Annotated in this window: 16 protein-coding genes and 1 pseudogene; 7 read left to right on the top strand and 10 right to left on the bottom strand. The window is 58.9% G+C overall.

All coding sequences use genetic code 11. The features are described from left to right. Positions 1–16: 16 nt before the first annotated feature. The 5 genes and pseudogenes from KQ933_RS33855 to KQ933_RS25805 form a co-directional block, all read left to right on the top strand. Positions 17–486: pseudogene (locus KQ933_RS33855) on the top strand (enolase C-terminal domain-like protein); the annotation flags it as partial. A gap of 208 nt (positions 487–694) precedes the next feature. Next, positions 695–1,570 carry a carbohydrate ABC transporter permease gene (locus KQ933_RS25820; RefSeq protein WP_216760643.1) on the top strand — a complete coding sequence of 292 codons (876 nt, stop codon included), beginning with the start codon at positions 695–697 and terminating at the stop codon, positions 1,568–1,570. Next, the gene (locus tag KQ933_RS25815; protein WP_216760642.1) at positions 1,567–2,475 is read left to right on the top strand and encodes a carbohydrate ABC transporter permease; all 909 of its coding nucleotides are present in this window, start codon (positions 1,567–1,569) and stop codon (positions 2,473–2,475) included. Before KQ933_RS25820 ends, KQ933_RS25815 begins: the two co-directional genes overlap by 4 nt. Before the next feature lie 4 nt (positions 2,476–2,479). Further along, positions 2,480–3,583, top strand: coding sequence for an ABC transporter ATP-binding protein (locus tag KQ933_RS25810; protein WP_216760641.1), 1,104 nt, complete (start codon positions 2,480–2,482; stop codon positions 3,581–3,583). Positions 3,584–3,609: 26 nt separating this feature from the next. Beyond that, on the top strand, positions 3,610–4,857 hold the full coding sequence (locus KQ933_RS25805) for an ABC transporter substrate-binding protein (RefSeq protein WP_216760640.1): 1,248 nt from the start codon (positions 3,610–3,612) through the stop codon (positions 4,855–4,857). A gap of 77 nt (positions 4,858–4,934) precedes the next feature. Here the strand turns inward: KQ933_RS25805 and KQ933_RS25800 are convergent, their stop codons facing one another. Further along, positions 4,935–5,378 (bottom strand): VOC family protein, encoded by a 444-nt coding sequence (locus KQ933_RS25800; protein WP_216760639.1) that lies wholly within the window; start codon positions 5,376–5,378, stop codon positions 4,935–4,937. A 3-nt stretch (positions 5,379–5,381) separates the two neighbouring features. Next, the gene (locus tag KQ933_RS25795) at positions 5,382–5,816 is read right to left on the bottom strand and encodes a VOC family protein (protein WP_216760638.1); all 435 of its coding nucleotides are present in this window, start codon (positions 5,814–5,816) and stop codon (positions 5,382–5,384) included. A 258-nt stretch (positions 5,817–6,074) separates the two neighbouring features. Between KQ933_RS25795 and KQ933_RS25790 the strand changes: the two genes are divergently transcribed. After that, positions 6,075–6,935 carry an IclR family transcriptional regulator gene (locus tag KQ933_RS25790; RefSeq protein WP_216760637.1) on the top strand — a complete coding sequence of 287 codons (861 nt, stop codon included), beginning with the start codon at positions 6,075–6,077 and terminating at the stop codon, positions 6,933–6,935. Positions 6,936–7,051: 116 nt separating this feature from the next. On the opposite strand, the gene KQ933_RS25785 is transcribed toward KQ933_RS25790, so the two are convergent. The 3 genes from KQ933_RS25785 to KQ933_RS25775 form a co-directional block, all read right to left on the bottom strand. Then, positions 7,052–8,176 carry a Gfo/Idh/MocA family protein gene (locus KQ933_RS25785; protein WP_216760636.1) on the bottom strand — a complete coding sequence of 375 codons (1,125 nt, stop codon included), beginning with the start codon at positions 8,174–8,176 and terminating at the stop codon, positions 7,052–7,054. 9 nt (positions 8,177–8,185) lie between these two features. After that, positions 8,186–9,115 carry a sugar phosphate isomerase/epimerase gene (locus KQ933_RS25780; RefSeq protein ID WP_216760635.1) on the bottom strand — a complete coding sequence of 310 codons (930 nt, stop codon included), beginning with the start codon at positions 9,113–9,115 and terminating at the stop codon, positions 8,186–8,188. A gap of 206 nt (positions 9,116–9,321) precedes the next feature. Next, positions 9,322–10,380 carry a substrate-binding domain-containing protein gene (locus tag KQ933_RS25775; RefSeq protein ID WP_216760634.1) on the bottom strand — a complete coding sequence of 353 codons (1,059 nt, stop codon included), beginning with the start codon at positions 10,378–10,380 and terminating at the stop codon, positions 9,322–9,324. A gap of 208 nt (positions 10,381–10,588) precedes the next feature. Between KQ933_RS25775 and KQ933_RS25770 the strand changes: the two genes are divergently transcribed. Continuing rightward, positions 10,589–11,518, top strand: a complete 930-nt coding sequence (locus KQ933_RS25770; RefSeq protein WP_216760633.1) for an aldo/keto reductase family oxidoreductase — start codon at positions 10,589–10,591, stop codon at positions 11,516–11,518. Between the two features lie 94 nt (positions 11,519–11,612). Here the strand turns inward: KQ933_RS25770 and KQ933_RS25765 are convergent, their stop codons facing one another. The 5 genes from KQ933_RS25765 to KQ933_RS25745 form a co-directional block, all read right to left on the bottom strand. After that, positions 11,613–12,356: a tyrosine-protein phosphatase gene (locus KQ933_RS25765; protein ID WP_216760632.1), complete on the bottom strand. Its 744-nt coding sequence runs from the start codon at positions 12,354–12,356 to the stop codon at positions 11,613–11,615. Positions 12,357–12,358: 2 nt separating this feature from the next. Beyond that, complete coding sequence (locus KQ933_RS25760; protein ID WP_216760631.1) at positions 12,359–13,219, bottom strand: carbohydrate ABC transporter permease; 861 nt, start codon at positions 13,217–13,219, stop codon at positions 12,359–12,361. Next, positions 13,209–14,162, bottom strand: coding sequence for a carbohydrate ABC transporter permease (locus KQ933_RS25755; protein ID WP_216760630.1), 954 nt, complete (start codon positions 14,160–14,162; stop codon positions 13,209–13,211). Before KQ933_RS25755 ends, KQ933_RS25760 begins: the two co-directional genes overlap by 11 nt. A 79-nt stretch (positions 14,163–14,241) precedes the next feature. Continuing rightward, positions 14,242–15,537: an ABC transporter substrate-binding protein gene (locus tag KQ933_RS25750; protein ID WP_216760629.1), complete on the bottom strand. Its 1,296-nt coding sequence runs from the start codon at positions 15,535–15,537 to the stop codon at positions 14,242–14,244. A 16-nt stretch (positions 15,538–15,553) separates the two neighbouring features. Beyond that, positions 15,554–16,396 (bottom strand): metallophosphoesterase, encoded by an 843-nt coding sequence (locus KQ933_RS25745; RefSeq protein ID WP_216760628.1) that lies wholly within the window; start codon positions 16,394–16,396, stop codon positions 15,554–15,556. Positions 16,397–16,439 lie beyond the last annotated feature (43 nt).

Here is a 16,439-nt window from a genome sequence, read left to right as displayed (position 1 = left end):
ATCAACCACGGCCCAACTGTTCTGGATCGAGGCCCTGCTCTCCTGCGACTACACGCCATGGGTCAATGCCGGCGTCTATCGTGAGCTGACCCGTTCCAGCACGACGCCGATCCATCTCGGCGAACAGATCTATCTGCGCCAGAACTTCAAGGAATTGATCGAAGGTCACGCGGTTAATGTCGGCAGGATCGCCGAGCTTGAATGGATCGGCTAATATGTCCACCTTCATTCGATCCTGATGGCGCCGCATCGAACGGCGAGCGAGCTCCTCGGTCTGGCCGCACTCATCCGGGTCTGCGCCACCCTGCCCCACAACTTCATTGCATTCGCGTAGACGACTGGCGATCCGGACCGGTGGTACGACATCGTCGACGGGCTGCCGCAGACGATCGTCAAGGACGGCTCATCGACGTGATCGACCGGCCGAGCCTGGGCGTCGATCTCGTGCCCGAACCAGCAAGACGTTATCTGGCGGAAGATGACTAGACCGTCTTCGATTGATCGGCTGGCTGAACAGTCGTCGCGTTTCATCCAACTTCGGCGTGCATCCAGATCGCGGCGCGGCCAATTGTCATTTGACATCGCGTTCTTTTGATTCCTATATTTGGTCTATTATGAACTACATGCTGTTCATATAAGAAACAGGCGGCGGCCAACCGGAGGAGCGGAGGCTGGTGGCCTGAGGAGGAGGCTCATGGGAATCCGATGGAGCCGCGTCATCCCGCATCTGGCCGTTGCGCCTGCAGCGCTGTTGACGCTTGTCTTTTTCATTGGGGCGATAGGCTGGACCGTCTATCTCTCGTTTACGGCAAGCCGCCGCTTCCCCGACTATGAACTGGTCGGCTGGAAGCAATATTGGCGGCTTTTTCATGATCCGTCCTGGATGCTTTCGCTGCAAAACCTCGTCATCTTCGCCGTGGGCAGCCTGCTGTCGATCGTCATGGGCTTCATCCTTGCGGCGCTGATCGACAAGGAGGTGCATGGTGAAGGCATCTTCCGCACGGTTTTTCTCTATCCGCTTGCCGTTTCGCTGATCGTCACCGGGCTCGTCTGGCGCTGGCTTTTCAATCCGGGCCTCGGCGTCGAAAACGTTCTTCACTCGATGGGCTGGGAGAGCGCCTCCTTCAACTGGCTTGCAAGCCAGGACACGGTCATGTTCGGGGTCATTCTGGCGGCGGTCTGGCAATCGACCGGCTTCTTCATGGCCCTCATGCTCGCCGGCTTGAAATCGATCAACACCGAGATCTGGCAAGCTGCGCGCCTTGATGGCGTGCCCTTCTGGCGGCTCTATATCGAGGTCATCATTCCCATGATGAAGCTGACCTTCCTGACCTGCATCATCCTGCTCTGCATCGGTGTGGTGAAGGCTTATGACATTATCGTCGCCATGACCAACGGCGGTCCGGGCGGTGCGTCGGTCATGCCCGCTTATTTCGTTATCGACGCCTATTGGCAGAAGCAGAACCTCGGCTTCGCCTCTGCGGGCGCGACCGTCATGCTACTGACGACGCTCGTTCTCTTCCTGCCGCTCGTTATAATCACGGCCATCCGGCAGAGGAGAGCGGCATGACGGCTATCTCAGCGACATCCCAACCCCGCCGCGAAACGAAAGTGCGCAGGCGCCCGCTGATCCGGCCGAGCCGGGTGGTGATCTTCGTCTTCCTGCTGATGGCCGCCGCCTTCTTCGCAGTCCCGCTCTACGTCATTATCGTGACGTCCTTCAAGACGATGGATCAGATCCGCGAGGGGCAAATCTTCTCTCTGCCCTCACCCTGGACGACCGATGCGTGGTCCTATGCCTGGATGCAGGCCTGTTCCGGCATGAACTGCAACGGCGTGCGAATCGGCTTCCTCAACTCGCTCTATATCCTCGCCCCGAGCCTAGTCCTGACGATTTCGCTATCGATCATCACTGGCTACGGCTTGGCGCTCTGGAACATCAAATGGGCGAACGGTTTCCTGTTCATACTCTTCATCTGCGCTTTTGTGCCGTTCCAGATCATCATGTATCCGCTGATCAAGATCACCGGCTCGCTGCATATCTATGGTACGACGTTCGGCATCGCTGTCATCCACAGCGTCTTGTCGCTGCCCTTTTTGACGTTGATCTTTCGGAATTATTTTCGAGGCATGCCGCCGCAGATCATCGCCGCTGCCATGATCGATTCCGGCTCCTTCTGGCGGATCTTCTTCGAAATCGTCCTGCCGATGTCCGGCAATATCATGATCGTCGTGCTGATCCTGATGATCACGGGCATCTGGAACGACTTCCTGGTCGGCCTCACCTTCGGCGCGCAGGACACGCAGCCTATGACGGTCGTGCTCAACAACATCACGGTGACGACGACAGGCGCCAAGAACTATGCGGTCGACATGGCTTCGGCACTGCTCACCGCCCTGCCGCCGCTCGTCATCTATTTCGTTCTCGGCAGGTTCTTCGTGCAGGGCATCACTGCTGGCGCCATTAAGGGATAGAGGCATGCCTTCCATCGCATTCAACAATATCGTCAAGAAATTCGGTGCCCTGACGGTCATCGAGAACCTGAATCTCAGTATCGGTGACGGGGAATTTCTGGTGCTGCTCGGGCCATCCGGCTGTGGCAAGACAACGCTTCTTAATCTTCTCGCCGGTCTGCTCGAAATCGACGATGGAGAAATCCTCATTGACGAGCGGGATGTCAGTTACCTCGACCCCAAGGACCGGGGCCTTGCAATGGTCTTCCAGTCCTATGCGCTCTATCCCACCAAGACGGTGCGCGGAAACATGAATTTCGGGCTGTCCTCCCGCGGTATATCGCGCGAGGAGGCGGATAAGCGCATCGCATGGGCCGCCAAACTCTTACAGATCGAACACCTTCTCGACCGCAAGCCCTCCCAGCTTTCCGGCGGCCAGCGCCAGCGCGTTGCGATCGGCCGGGCACTGGTCAAGCAATATGGCGTCTGCCTGTTTGACGAGCCGCTTTCCAACCTCGATGCCAAACTGCGCAACGAGATGCGGATGGAGATCAAGAAGCTCCACAATCAGCTCAGAAACACCGTCGTCTACGTCACGCATGACCAGGTCGAAGCCATGACGATGGCGACCAAGATTGCCGTGATGAACAAGGGTGTCATCCAGCAATTCGGCACACCGGATGAAATCTACAACGAGCCGGCCAATCTGTTCGTTGCCGATTTCGTCGGGTCGCCGGCCATGAACCTGCTCGATTGCGTTGTCCGGCAGGAAGGCACTGACCTTGTCGCCGTGGATGAGAAGGACGGCGTCAGCATCAGCCTTGGCGAATACAAATGGAAGGCCAAGGCGGCCGAAGGCAAGCCCGTCAAGATCGGCTTCCGGGCGGAGGAACTGCTGATCGAGGAACGCGCGGATGCGGGAAACACCGTCCGCTTCGACTGCCCGGTCGAATATTTCGAGAAATCCGGACCCGATGCCTTCGCCTTCCTGACCATGTCGGGAAAGAGCATCGCCGTGCGTATCGATGGCCGCGATGCGAACCGCTACCGGGGCAGACCGGCCCTGCCCGTCTATCTGCCGCTCACCAAGTTGAACGTCTTTGACGGCCCGACCGGCCAACGGCTCTGATCAGATCTAAAAGGGAGGAATGTTGCATGACGAAATGGAAATCGCTGAAACGACTATCGCTGTTGCTTGCCGCGACCACTCTTGCCGCAAACGCCTGGGCAGATGAAGTCGTCGTCTATCACACCTGGTCGAAACCATCCGAGATTGCGGCGCTCACCGTCCTGCGGGAGGCTTGGGCCAAGGACGGTCACCAATGGAAGGACCTCTCGATAGCCCACGATTCCGGCGCCAATGTCAGCCTGATGAACATGATCACCGGCGGCAATCCGCCTGCGATCTTCATGAATTCCGATCCCGGCATCTATCGGGATCTGAACAAGCAGGGGCTCGGCGTGCCGTTGACCAAGTTGTTCGACAGCATCGGAGCGACGAATAATTTCCCGCCGTCTGTTCTGAAGAACATCACTGTCGACGGCGAGATCATGAAGGCCCCGGCCACGGTGCATATCGACGGGATGGTCTATTACAACAAGCATGTCGCCGAGGCGGCAGGCGTCGATCCGAAGTCCTGGAAGTCTCTCGACGATCTCTTTGCCGCCTTCGACAAGGTCAAGGCTGCTGGTTACATACCGATTGCGCAGGGTGGCGACCAGTTTCAGAAGGCCTATCTTCTTCAGGCCCTGATCGCTTCCGAGGAAGGCCCTGAAATCTACGATCGTTTCTACGGCGAAAAGCCTGATCGCGACGTGATCGACACCCCGGAAATGCGGGCAGCACTGAAGCGTTTCCGCCAAATCGCCGAGCACACGGATCCGGGATCCCCGAACCGCCAGTGGAATGACACGACCAATCTCGTCATCACTGGAAAGGCCCTACTGCAGATCCATGGCGACTGGATGAAAGGCGAGTTCGTCGCTGCGCAGAAGAAGCTGGGCACGGATTTCGACTGCATGAATATCCCGGGCACCAAGGCCGTCGTCGTGACCGTCGATTCCTGGGGCTTCCTCAACACGAATAACGCTGACACCGCCAAAGCCCAGGAGGACTTCGCCAAGCTTGATGTCGATCCGAAGCTGAACGCCGAATTTGTGCTGAAGAAGGGGGCAAGCCCCGTCCGCACCGATGCCGACACGACAAACCTTGATGCCTGCAACAAGCTCGTCCTGGAAACGCTGAAGGACCCGTCGAAGCAGGTGTCCAACCCCTTCAATACGGCGGACGCCGATTGGTATCGCACCATCTGGCAGGAGGCCGACAAATATTGGAGCGATCCGAGCCGCACCGAAGACGATTTCGTGCAGGCGATGCAGAACGCCTACGACCAGATCTTCTGAACCCCGACACGAAAGAACCCGGCAGAGTGCTGCCGGGTTCTTTCAATCACAGAGCCGATAGTCGAAATACAGTCCAGTCAGACTGATTCCGTCTGAAGTCTCTTGATGGCCTGCAACTGAATGCAATCTGGCGCCATTTCCATGACCTCGATCTGCGTGCCATCGGGATCCTCGATCCATGCGCCGCGATTGCCGTCGATGCCGATCTTTGTCGGTCTCGGTTTACTCGGCTGAATGCCGACTTTTGCAAGCTCTTCGAACGTCTTGTCGATGTCCTCAACGGTGAGGCAGATATGGAAGATGCCAATGGCGTCTGGGCCGGTTTCCGGCCGCTTTACGCCTTTCGGGAAAAGCTCCAGATACTGATCGTCGTTGATGCGCAGATAGACGATCCACGCCTCGCCCTGATCGTTGAACAGTCGCGTCATCTCGCGAAAGCCGAGTTTCTGATAAAAGGCCAGGGACTTGTCGAGGTCGTTGACGCGCAATGCGATGTGGCCGAGATGCTTGAAAAGATCCATGGCTCAGACCAGCCCCTTGATGCGGCGAACGGCGGCCGTCTGCATGGCGTCGGCACCAAGCTGCATCAGTTCGATGCGGTTGCCTTCGGGATCTGCGATCCAGGCCTGGTAGTTGTTGTCGACGCCGAGCTTCTTCTCGGCTGTCAGCACAACGCCGCGGCTGGTGATATCGGCGATCGCCTCATCGATGTTTTCGACCTCGAGGCAGAGATGATTGTAGCCGACATTGGCAAACGGCGGGGCGCTGTCGCCGACACCTTCTGGAAACAGCTCGATGAACTGGGTGTCAGTGATCCTGAGATAGACGATCCACAAGCGGCCGTCGCGTTCAAGCCGGAACATTTCGTCGAAGCCTAGCTTGTTGACATAAAAGTCGAGCGAGCGGTCGATGTTCTTCACACTGACAGCCACATGTCCGATCGATTTCACACTCTTCATTGCATCCTCCTCCGTATTTCCGTTGCACCCGCGCGTGCTGAAACAGTGCTCGCCGAGCCTCCGATCCGGCACTCTTTTTCGGAACGCCACGTCGGGAATAAATCGACGTGACGTTTCTTATTTGAACTGATATAAATTCATGTATGAATTTACCGGCATTCTCGTGCCGGAGTCAATCGAAAGGAGCCGCGATTGCGTGAACTCCACGCATTGCTTATGGAAGGCGAAGCGTTGCCTGATAGGCTTGGCAGGATTTGAATGACCGACATTAGTGAAGACGCCGCGCAGAAGTACCGCATCCCCGTCATCGAGCAGATGGTGGAGGTGTTCGCGCTGCTGGAACGCACGCCGGAGGGCGCGACGATCCGCGACGTGGTCAAGGCGGTGAAGCTGTCGCGTACGACCGTGTACCGCATGCTCAACACGCTGAGCGCTTACGATTTCGTGCATCGTTCACCGGCAGGAAGCTATACGCTCGGGCGCCGCCTTCTGACGCTTGCGGCCCATGTTGCTCCGACCGTTGCAAGTTATGACCTGCTGGCGATCGCGCAGCCGCATCTGAACAAAATCTCCGAGCTGTTGGGCGAAGGCAGCAAGCTGACGGTACCGTCAGGCGACAATATCCTGGTTGTCGCCTCGGCACAGGGGCACGGCCAATATGCACTGTCGGCCACCGCCGGCCAGCGGTTGCCGTTTCACGCAGGTGCTGCCGGCAAGATCCTGCTTGCCTTTTCATTGCAGGAGGACATCGAGCGGCGCCTGACCAAGCTCGAGCGCTTTACCAACCAGACGATTACGGATCCCAAGCAAATGCTTGAAGAGCTTGCGCTGATCCGCAAGCAGAATTGGGCGCGGGACATGGGAGAGCAGATGTCCGGTGTTCATGCGATCGCAGCTCCGGTAAGGGATCATCAAGACACGGTCATTGCGGCTGTCAGCGTTCCTTTCGTCACGGGGGTGGACGAAAAGCGTGTGGCAGATATCAGGCAGGCGGTGATCGCGGCAGCGCAGTCCATCACCAACGATATCCGGTCCGTGCCCCCCGAAATTCCGGCGGACCTGGCTGCTGGACCCAAGCGAGCGAATCAAAAGACGACCGCAAAACCGAAGCAGCGATAGATGCCCAACCGTTACGGGCTGCTCAAAGCCAGCCGCGTTCTAGGATATCAGACAGCCTCCCTCCCCGGGAGACGGACGGCGCATTTGCGCGTCGCCCGCTGGTCTGGGAGGAAACCCTATGTGAACTTGCCTTCCTTCAGGTGCTGCGGGATCGGGTCCGGGCGGCCGCAACTGCTGCGGATGGCGACCGGCCGCTTCGACTGGGCAGATCGTTCAAAGGCGGTCATGACCTCAAGCGCGTGGAAGGCGAGTTCTGACGAGACGCGATGTGGCCTGCCGGAGCGCAACGAATCCACCATCTCGGCAGCGCCTAGTCCCCTGAGGCCCAGATGGCCGGGAACGCCTTCGACATAAGGATGGTCGACGGCGACCTCTTCCCAGGTTTCGCCCCCCTCGGTGAAGATCTCGACCTTGCCCGTGAAATTGTTCGGGTCCGGCGTCACCATCGAGCCCTTGGAGCCATAGATCTCGATCTGGTTGTGCTTGTGTTTGATGACGTCGAAGCTGGTAGCGATCGTCACGGTCGCGCCGCTGTGGAATTCCATGACGCCGGTCAGATGCGTCGGCGTCAGCACCTTGATCGTTTCGCCGAACCGTGGCTGCGTCTTCACGGTTCGCTCTATGCGGGTGACCTTGGCAGCACCGAAGACTTCGCGGACCGGCCCCAGAAGGGCAATCAGATTGGTCACATAATAAGGCCCGACATCGAGCATCGGCCCTCCGCCACGACCGTAGAAGAAGGCCGGATTGGGATGCCAGTGCTCGTGGCCGGGCAGAAGCAACATCGCGGTCGCGGAAATCGCCGTGCCGATGCGTCCCTCATCATAAAGACGACGCGTCAACTGATGGCCACCGCCGAGGAACGTATCGGGGGCGCAGCCGAGCCGCAGATCGCCGGCGCGGGCGAGCGCCATCAGTTCTTCGGCCTCTTCCATCGAAACGCCGAGCGGCTTTTCCGAATAGACGTGTTTGCCGGCAAGCAGCGCCCTCTTGCTGATCGAATAATGGGCGGTCGGCGTGGTCAAGTTGATGATGAGGCCGATTTCGGGATCGGCGAGCATTGTAGCGAGCGACACCGATTGGACACCGAACTGCTCGGCGAGCTTGCGCGCCGGCTCCTCATAGAGGTCGTAGATCGACTTCACGCGAATGAAATCGAACATATGCAGTGTGGCGACGTAGGTGGCGCTGATGTTTCCAGCGCCAACGATGCCGACTTTCATGGGGCTGTTTCCGCTCATTCTGGTTCCTCAGGTAATAGTGATGTCGATTTCGGCGGCGCAGTCGCGCAGATAACGGATGCCGCGTTTCATTTCGGAATCGAATTCCGGCGTGGCTTCCCGAAAATGGGTCCAGTGCGATGCACCGGGCGCATCCTCAAGCTCCAGGGTGATCGGCCCGGAATAGCCTATTGTGCGCAGCGCCGCGAAAATCGCCGTCCAGTCGATCTTGCCGCGGCCAGGACGCCAATGAGCATTGGTGTGCCCTTCATTGTCGGAGAAATGCGTGTTGTAGATCCGGTCTGCAAGCGACAGCACCACGTAGTGCGGCATGTCACCAGCAGGGAAGAGATGGCTGGGGTCGAAATTGAGCCCGAGATTGGGAGCCCCGGTGCGCTCGATCAGCCGCAGCATGCCCTGCCCGGAACTGACCCAGCGATAGGGATGCGGCTCGATGGCGACGCGCAGCCCGGCATCCGCAGCAATGGCGCAGGCTGCAGCGAAACCTTCGACGACGACATCGTATTCCGCAGTCCAATCCCACTCGGGCCGAACGGCTGCCGACCATTCCTGAGCCGTCGGCCTCTGCAGGATCGGACGTACTTCGGATTGGAAGGGATAGGGAGTCATGCTTGTCATGATCGGTGTGCCGATCTTTGCCGCCAGCTCGACGCCACGTTTATATGCATCCAGGTCCACATGCGAAACCGGCGCACCGTCATCACGTGCGAATGGCAGATTGTAGAAGAAGTTGGTCAGCGTCAGCCCTTCACCGTCGGCAATTGATTTGAGCTCGCGGATCGTCTCGTCGGTGTAGTAACCGAGCATGTCGACCGACCATGCGGTCAGCTCGAATCCCTTGCAGCCGGTAGCTGCCAGCCGGCGCAGCGGCGCTGTATAAGGTGGGTTCCAGTTGAACGTCCAAATTGGCGAGCCGAAAAAAAGTGCTTGAGCACCCACGCCGTCCTCCCATCATTGTCGCAGTGGCTTGTCTTGGCTCTTAAAGCGCTCCAACCCGCTCCAAATGCCAATTCGTAACGTTACGAATGCATAGTGAGGCTTAAGCTGTCAACGGCTTCTGTCATGGAGCTTTTGCCGCATTGCGGCAAGGAAGGTGAATTCGTAACGTTACGAATAACTTACCTGTGCCGGATTTTTGGGGATTTTCAGCGAAGGCTGAATTCGCTGCGGCGTTCGACAAAACTTGCGTGGACGATCTCGGTCAGGCCGGATGCCGGCTCGCCCTGCATCGACCTGTAGAGAAGATCGCTCAGGCGCTGTCCGATGACGAAATTCGGAAAATAATAGGTGCTGAGCGGCGGATTGTAGAAGTCGTGAAGACGACTGCCGGAATAGGTCAGGATGGAAAAATCCTCGCCGACCTTTCGACCAAGATCGGCCAGAGCGGAAACGAAGCCGAGGGCCGCCTCGTCGCTTGCAACGAAGGCGCTGGTCACGTCTGGATATTTCGCAAGCGCATCCGCGGCAATCTTCTTGCCGCTATCAGGCGTGGTTGCGGTAAAGAACATCCTCTCGTCGGGAACGGTCAGGTTCCTGCGGTTGAATTCGCTCGTCCAGCCCTTGATAAATTGCAGGCTGTAGGTGAACTGGCTGGAGGGCGCGACGAGCAACGGCGCCTTGTGCCCGGCATCGAGCAGCCGCGCCGCCGCCGCCGCGCCGATCTCCTCATGCTCGATATCGATGCTCGGATGTTTGCTGAGCAGCTCAGTGCGGCCGAAGGTGACAAAGGGCATGCCGACTTCCAGCAGATATTTCACCCGATCGTCCTGCGGCCTCGTATGAGTAAGGATGACGCCGTCAACCGTTCCCTCTTCGACAAGATCCCGCACCGTTGCCAGCGGGTCGTCAGCCTGAAACTGCGGGGCGACTGTCGTGCGATACCCACGTTGCTTCATTGCACCGCAGAAGCCCTCGATCAGCGAGGCAACGACGATATTCATCTCGCCGTCTCGATGGAACGGCATGATGACGCCGACAGCATGGGTTTTTCCCGTTCTCAGATTGATGCCTCCGAGGTTGGGACGGTAGCCGAGGTCGGATGCCGCTTTCTTGACGAGGTCGATCGTCTCGCGGTTGACCTCGGGGCCATCCTTTAGCGCGCGACTGACGGTCGTGACGGACAGGCCAAGCAAGTTCGCCACCGTGCGCAGGGTCACCCGCTGGGCAGCCCTGCGGGATGCCGCCAGTTTTGCTTGATCCGCCACCCAGATTTCCTCCACTTCGACAATCGACGCCGCTACTGCAACACGGCAATCTCTAGCCTATCATGGGAGTTGCGTGCAAAGGGAGCAGCCATATCCGAAGCCGATCTCTGCGGACGCCTGGTAACAGTAGCTTCGGCTAGCCACCCGACCGCCGTTCCCGTAAAAGCGGATAACCATTTAGTTATTTGGCAACCCTGAGGTATTCATCATGAAACTCTATAAGCTTCCGCAGACGGACCTCGACGTGTCCAGCATCATCCTCGGGATGATGCGGATCGCCAAAATGACGAACGGCGAAATCCAACAGCTGGTCGGCGCCGCACGGGATGCCGGCGTGACGTTTTTCGACCATGCGGATATTTATGGCGGCGCGCCTCATCGCTGTGAGGCCCGTTTCGGCGAGGCGATTTCTCTTAACGCCTCCGAGCGTGAGAAGCTTGTCATCCAGAGCAAGGTCGGCATCCGCAAGGGATTTTTCGATTTCTCCGCCGAGCATATTCTGGCCTCGGTGGATCAGTCGCTCGCAGCCCTGCGAAGCGACTATCTGGACGTGCTTCTGCTGCATCGCCCTGACACGCTCGTCGAGCCCGAGGAAGTCGCAACAGCCTTCGACACGCTTAAAACGTCGGGCAAGGTCAGGCATTTCGGCGTCTCCAACCACACACCCGGCCAGATCGAACTGCTCAAGACCGCTGTCAAGCAACCGCTCATCGTCAACCAGGTGCAACTCAGCATCACCCATGCGCCGCTGATTGCATCAGGAGTTGCCGCCAATATGGCCGGGCTTGACCAGTCCGTCGATCGCGACAACGGCCTCCTCGACTATTCCCGGATCAACGGCATGATGCTGCAGGCGTGGTCGCCGTTCCAGAAGGGCTTCTTCGACGGCGTATTCCTCGGCGACCGTGAAAATTTCGCCGATTTGAACGACGCCATCGACGAGCTCGCGAAGGCCTATGGCGTCACCCCGACCGGCATTGCAGTCGCCTGGATCACCCGTCATCCGGCAAAGATCCAGGTCGTTCTCGGCACCACGAAGCCGGAACGTGTCATCGAAGCCGCGGCCGGCTCTTCTGTCTCGCTGACTCGCGAGGAATGGTACCGGCTGTTCAGGGCTGCAGGACATACGCTGCCTTGACCTGCCGCGATGATACGGCCGTCTGATTACCGGGCGGTCGCCACTGCAATTGCCGGCATCACAGCAAGTCGCTTTTAACGAGACAAGGCAAGGCTCAAACGCAGAGCCGCCGCTTGAGGCCGGTGATTTCCGATTGGTCCAAGCCTATCTGCGCGAGATAGGCGCCAACGCCGCCGTAACGTCTGGCAAGGTGCCCGAGTGTGCGGGCCATGCTGTGCGGCGCCGATGCGAGAACCACATCCGCGAGGCTCGAAGGCACGCCGCGTGCGACCGCCCGTACATGGAGGTCGGCAAGCAAGGGAACGGATATCGATCCGGTCAGGGCGTAATCTTCGATGATAACAGCTTCGTCGACGCCGGCATGGGCGAGCAGCAGAGCGGCAATGATACCGGTGCGATCCTTGCCGGCCGTGCAATGGAAAAGAACGATCCCGTCCGATGCGTGTGCGATCATCGTCAGCACCTTGGCGATCGCCGGCTGACAATTGTCGAGTGCTTGGCAGTAGCGGTCGCTCATATCGAAATCGGACGATTGCGCTGCCATCATTTCGACCGGCGCCAAAGCCGACAAGAGCGGGACGTTGTCGTAACGGACCCGCGCATCATCCGTAAAAGGATTGGCCTCCTGGGCGATTTCCTGCGGATTGCGCAAGTCGATCACCGTCTTGACCCCGTAAGCGATCAGCGCCTCGATATCGGCCGCACTCAACGCATGCAATGTGTCGCCACGCAGAACCGAACGCCAGCGCGTCAGTCCACCGTTGCCGGCCGGATAGCCACCAAGGTCGCGCACGTTGCGGGCGCCAGTGAGTGCGATGAGTCTTTCATAATTTTGCATGATCAGCGGATTCCGGATTTCATGAAGGATTCGATGACGTGTCGCTGGAGAACGAGATAGATCAGTAGGATCGGCAGGCTGGCGAGTGCCGCCGCCGCCATCAGCGGTCCCCAGAGGTTACCCTCCTGGGTCATGAACATCTGCAAGCCAATCTGCACGACGGAGTTCTCTGGCTTGCGCGACAGTAGCAGCGGCCAGAAATATTCGTTCCAGGCGGAAATGAAGGCGATGATCGATAAGGAGGCGATGGGGGCGCCCATATTCGGCGTGACGATCTGCCAGAGGATGCGGAAGCTCCGTGCGCCATCCATGCGCGCAGCCTCCAGCACTTCGGTCGGAAAGGCCCGCATGGCATGATAGAGGAGCAGGATCGCAAATGCGTGGGCGGCATTCGGCACAACGAGACCCGTCAATGTGTCGAGCAGCCCTATCCTGGAGGCGAGCACGTAGTTCGGGATCATCGTGACCTGGAAAGGCACGAGCCAGGACAAGGCAATCAGGCCATGGACGACAGACGATAGCCGCATGCGCCAGCGCACCAGCGCGTAGGCGGCAAACATGCCGGTCACGACCTGCAGCAACGCAGTCGCGGCTGATACGAGCGTCGTGTTGAAGAGCATCTGCAGCATCGGCACACGCGTCAACACGAAGAGGTAATTGTCGAAGGTCGGATGGGACGGCCAGAGCGCGGTGGAGAAGGTCTCGTTCTCAGGTCGCAACGATGTGACGATCATCCAGTAGATCGGAAAGATCGAAACGAACGAGAGCACGACCATGACGGCGTGCACGCCGAACTTGCGCCCGAACCCGCGGGTCGGCGCCGATCGGCTCGGCCGGTGGTCGTCGAGGGCATCAGTTGTCATAGAAGGCAAACCTCTTCGTCAGCCACATGCACATGGCGGCAAGCACAGCGAAGCCGGCAAAAGCGATCATGCCGGCGGCCGAACTCCAGCCGGCCGAAAGCGTTTGGAAGCCGTATTCCCAGAGCAGGTAAAAAATGTTGGTCGTCGACTTCAGCGGGCCGCCATTGGTCAGCACGTTGATATAGGCAAAGCTCCATTGCGCGCCGAAAAGGACCGTCATCATCGACAGCAGCAGGATCGTCGGCGAGAGCAACGGCAGGCGAATATCGCAAATGATGCGCCAGCGGCTGGCACCATCAATACGCGCGGCTTCGATATAGGACGGGTTGATGCCCGCATTGGCGGCGGAAAAGAGCAGCGTCGAAAAGCCGATCAGCTTCCAGCCGGTGATCCAGGTCAACGTCGGCAGGGCATAGAGAGGATCGGTCAGAAAGCCGACGCGGCCGAGCCCCAGACTATCGAGGGCAAGCGTTACAAGCCCCTGATCTTCGTTCAGCAGCCAGCGCCACAGGACGGCGGCAACGACGGGAGCGATGATCATCGGCACGAAGATCATCGACCGGTAGATCGTCCGGGCGCGACCGCCGAGATCCTGCGTCCAGATCGCTACGAATAGCGGAATGATCACCGACATCGGAAACAGGCCGATCGTGTAACAGAGCGTGTTCCAGAGGGCGTTGCGCATTTCCGGCAGTGCCAGCAGCCGCTGGTAGTTCAATAGCCCGACAAAGCGTTGCGGCGATGTCGGCAGCATGTTCCATTGATAGAAAGACAGACGAAACGTCTCGGCAAGCGGGATGTAGGTCCAGATCATCAGCAGGATGAGCGCGGGCGCCAGATACAACCAGGGTGAAATGGTAAAACCTTCGCGGGTCATTTTCGATCGTTCCGCAGCCTTTTTCGTTAACGCGGGGCCGGCCACCTCTGCCTGAATATCTGTCATTGGCGAAAGCTCCGATCGATTGCCGATGAGGGGCGGCAAATGTCGCCGCCCCTCACCTTCCTCGTGAAGACTAAGGGGCTTACGGCATCAGGTCCTGGCCCTGCTCCTGCGCGCCCTTCAGTGCTTCGATAGGGTCGCCGTTTCCGAAGACGGCTTCGCGAACGCCGTCCATCATCATCTTCTCGACCTGACGATAATTCGGTCCGGGAAAGGCGATATTGGCGGTCAGACGGTCGAGCTGTTTGATGTTGGCCCGGAACATCGGATTTTCCTTGAGCCAGGGGCCGAGGTAGTTGGGATCATCGACGATATCGAGGCGTAGCGGCAGGTAGCCGATCTTGCTGGTGATGATCGTATAGGCTTCCTTGCTCGTCAGATATTTGAGGAGTTCATAAGAGGCGCGCTGCTTGTCGGGATCCTTGCTGAAGACGAAGAGGGCGCTGCCGGAATTGGTCGGCGCCGTCGGCTTGTCGCCAAATGAAGGCATCGGAGCAAGGCGCAGGTCGAACTTGCCCTGGGCCGACTTTTTGACGCTGGAAAGCAATGCGCTTGTATAGAGGAACATGCCCATGTTACCGGCGGCAAACGTGTCGGACGCGCTGGCCGGATCGATCTTCGCATGCGCGCCGCTGTCGACCATGCCACGCAGCATCTTGACGGCGTCCGCCGAGTCCCCGTCGGCAAAGGTCAGCGTGTTGCCGTCGCGCACCTTGCCGCCGTTCGACATGACGATCGACTGATAGACGAAGGTGCCGTCGGTCGGGCCATAGGCGCCGGGGAAGAAGCCGTTCTTGCCGGTTTTTTCCTTGATGGCCTTGCCGGCAGCCGCGACATCGTCCCACGTTCTCGGCGGCTTGTCGGGATCGAGGCCCGCCTGCTTGAAGAGGTCGGCATTGTAAAACAGGATCGGCGTCGAGAAGGTGTAGGCAAGGCCATAGGTCTTGCCGTCGACCTTGCCGAGTTCGAGCCCCTGCGGGATCATGCCGGTGATCTGATCCTTCAGTTCGTTCGCATCGACCATGTCTTCGAGGGCATTGGCGCCGAGGTCGCTGGCGATGTAGATCAGGTCACGGAAGACCAATTGCGCCACGTCCGGCTGCTTGCCGGCGACGATATCGGCCTGCACACGCGACATGATCTCGTTGGACGGGACGGCAACGGTCTCCACCTTGATATTGGGGAATTTCTTTTCGAAACCGGCAATCAGTTCCTTGGTCGCATCGGCTCCGGCGCTCGCCGAAGCGAGATTGTAGTTGTAGAAGCTGATCGTCACCGGCTTGTCGGCGGATGCGGGCATTTCGGCAAATGCGCCTGATGGCAACAGCGAGGCGGCGGCGAGTGCTGCCGTGAACTTCAACGTGGTTCTGCGCAACATGTATGTCTCCTGACGTTCATTCGGCAGCGACGGGCACGGCACGCGCCAACAGCATTTCGAGCGGATAGGTGTTGAGTTCGGCGCGGTCGGACGGCAGCGGCACGAAGGCCATGGTGAGGCCGGACGGGCGGATGGTGCCGATACCGAAAGAGGCGCCACGCACCATGCGCAGAATGTCGGTGCGCAGAATATCGGTCGCCGCATGCTGTCCGGTGCCGACGACGACGAGGATGCCGTGCCAGACTGAAACGCGGTCATGATGGATATGTCCGCTGAGAATGCCGATGATGTTGCGGCCCTTGAGCAGCGCGCGGAACCGTTCGGACTGCGGGAAATGAATGGTCCGCCAGTGGGTTGTATCAGGTTCTTCACCCAGAGCCGGCGGATGATGAACGACGATGAGCTTCGGCAGGTCGGGATGCGTATCCAGCGTCGAGGCGAGCCAGTCGAACTGTTCCGGATCGATCGTGCCGCCGATCAGCCCGGGTTTCGAGGAGTCGATCGTGACGATATGGATGCCGTCGACGACGACATCGTGATCGTAGGGAGCGTCCGGATCGTCTGTTGTGACCTCCATGCCTTCATAAAAGCCAGGACGCGTGTCGTGATTGCCGAGTGCATAGATCACCGGCACGTCGAGCCGTGCATCCATGATTTCCTTCAGTCTGCGAAAGCTTTCCGCATCGCCACGATTGGTGAGGTCGCCGCTGGCGATCACGAATTGCGGCTTGGGCGTGACTGTGGCGACCAGATCGAGCACTTGGCTAAGCGTCTCGGTCGTATCGCTATAGAGATGGTCATCATCGGCGGTGCCGATGTGCAGGTCGGTCAGATGAATGAAAGTGGTATCGCGGCGCATCGGAAGGCTCCCTGACGGTTCTCTCATGGGACCGATAGAGGGG

Source organism: Rhizobium sp. WYJ-E13, from assembly GCF_018987265.1.
Classification (GTDB): domain Bacteria; phylum Pseudomonadota; class Alphaproteobacteria; order Rhizobiales; family Rhizobiaceae; genus Rhizobium.
Note: the sequence above shows the minus strand (reverse complement) of the source record. Positions and strands in the feature narration are given on the sequence as shown.

Excerpts from the sequence above, each read along its gene's own strand:
- KQ933_RS25820 (WP_216760643.1), top strand. The coding sequence starts at position 695 with ATGGGAATCCGATGGAGCCGCGTCATCCCGCATCTGGCCGTTGCGCCT.
- KQ933_RS25815 (WP_216760642.1), top strand. The coding sequence starts at position 1,567 with ATGACGGCTATCTCAGCGACATCCCAACCCCGCCGCGAAACGAAAGTG.
- KQ933_RS25810 (WP_216760641.1), top strand. The coding sequence starts at position 2,480 with ATGCCTTCCATCGCATTCAACAATATCGTCAAGAAATTCGGTGCCCTG.
- KQ933_RS25805 (WP_216760640.1), top strand. The coding sequence starts at position 3,610 with ATGACGAAATGGAAATCGCTGAAACGACTATCGCTGTTGCTTGCCGCG.
- KQ933_RS25800 (WP_216760639.1), bottom strand. The coding sequence starts at position 5,378 with ATGGATCTTTTCAAGCATCTCGGCCACATCGCATTGCGCGTCAACGAC.
- KQ933_RS25795 (WP_216760638.1), bottom strand. The coding sequence starts at position 5,816 with ATGAAGAGTGTGAAATCGATCGGACATGTGGCTGTCAGTGTGAAGAAC.
- KQ933_RS25790 (WP_216760637.1), top strand. The coding sequence starts at position 6,075 with ATGACCGACATTAGTGAAGACGCCGCGCAGAAGTACCGCATCCCCGTC.
- KQ933_RS25785 (WP_216760636.1), bottom strand. The coding sequence starts at position 8,176 with ATGAGCGGAAACAGCCCCATGAAAGTCGGCATCGTTGGCGCTGGAAAC.
- KQ933_RS25770 (WP_216760633.1), top strand. The coding sequence starts at position 10,589 with ATGAAACTCTATAAGCTTCCGCAGACGGACCTCGACGTGTCCAGCATC.
- KQ933_RS25765 (WP_216760632.1), bottom strand. The coding sequence starts at position 12,356 with ATGCAAAATTATGAAAGACTCATCGCACTCACTGGCGCCCGCAACGTG.
- KQ933_RS25760 (WP_216760631.1), bottom strand. The coding sequence starts at position 13,219 with ATGACAACTGATGCCCTCGACGACCACCGGCCGAGCCGATCGGCGCCG.
- KQ933_RS25755 (WP_216760630.1), bottom strand. The coding sequence starts at position 14,162 with ATGACAGATATTCAGGCAGAGGTGGCCGGCCCCGCGTTAACGAAAAAG.
- KQ933_RS25750 (WP_216760629.1), bottom strand. The coding sequence starts at position 15,537 with ATGTTGCGCAGAACCACGTTGAAGTTCACGGCAGCACTCGCCGCCGCC.
- KQ933_RS25745 (WP_216760628.1), bottom strand. The coding sequence starts at position 16,396 with ATGCGCCGCGATACCACTTTCATTCATCTGACCGACCTGCACATCGGC.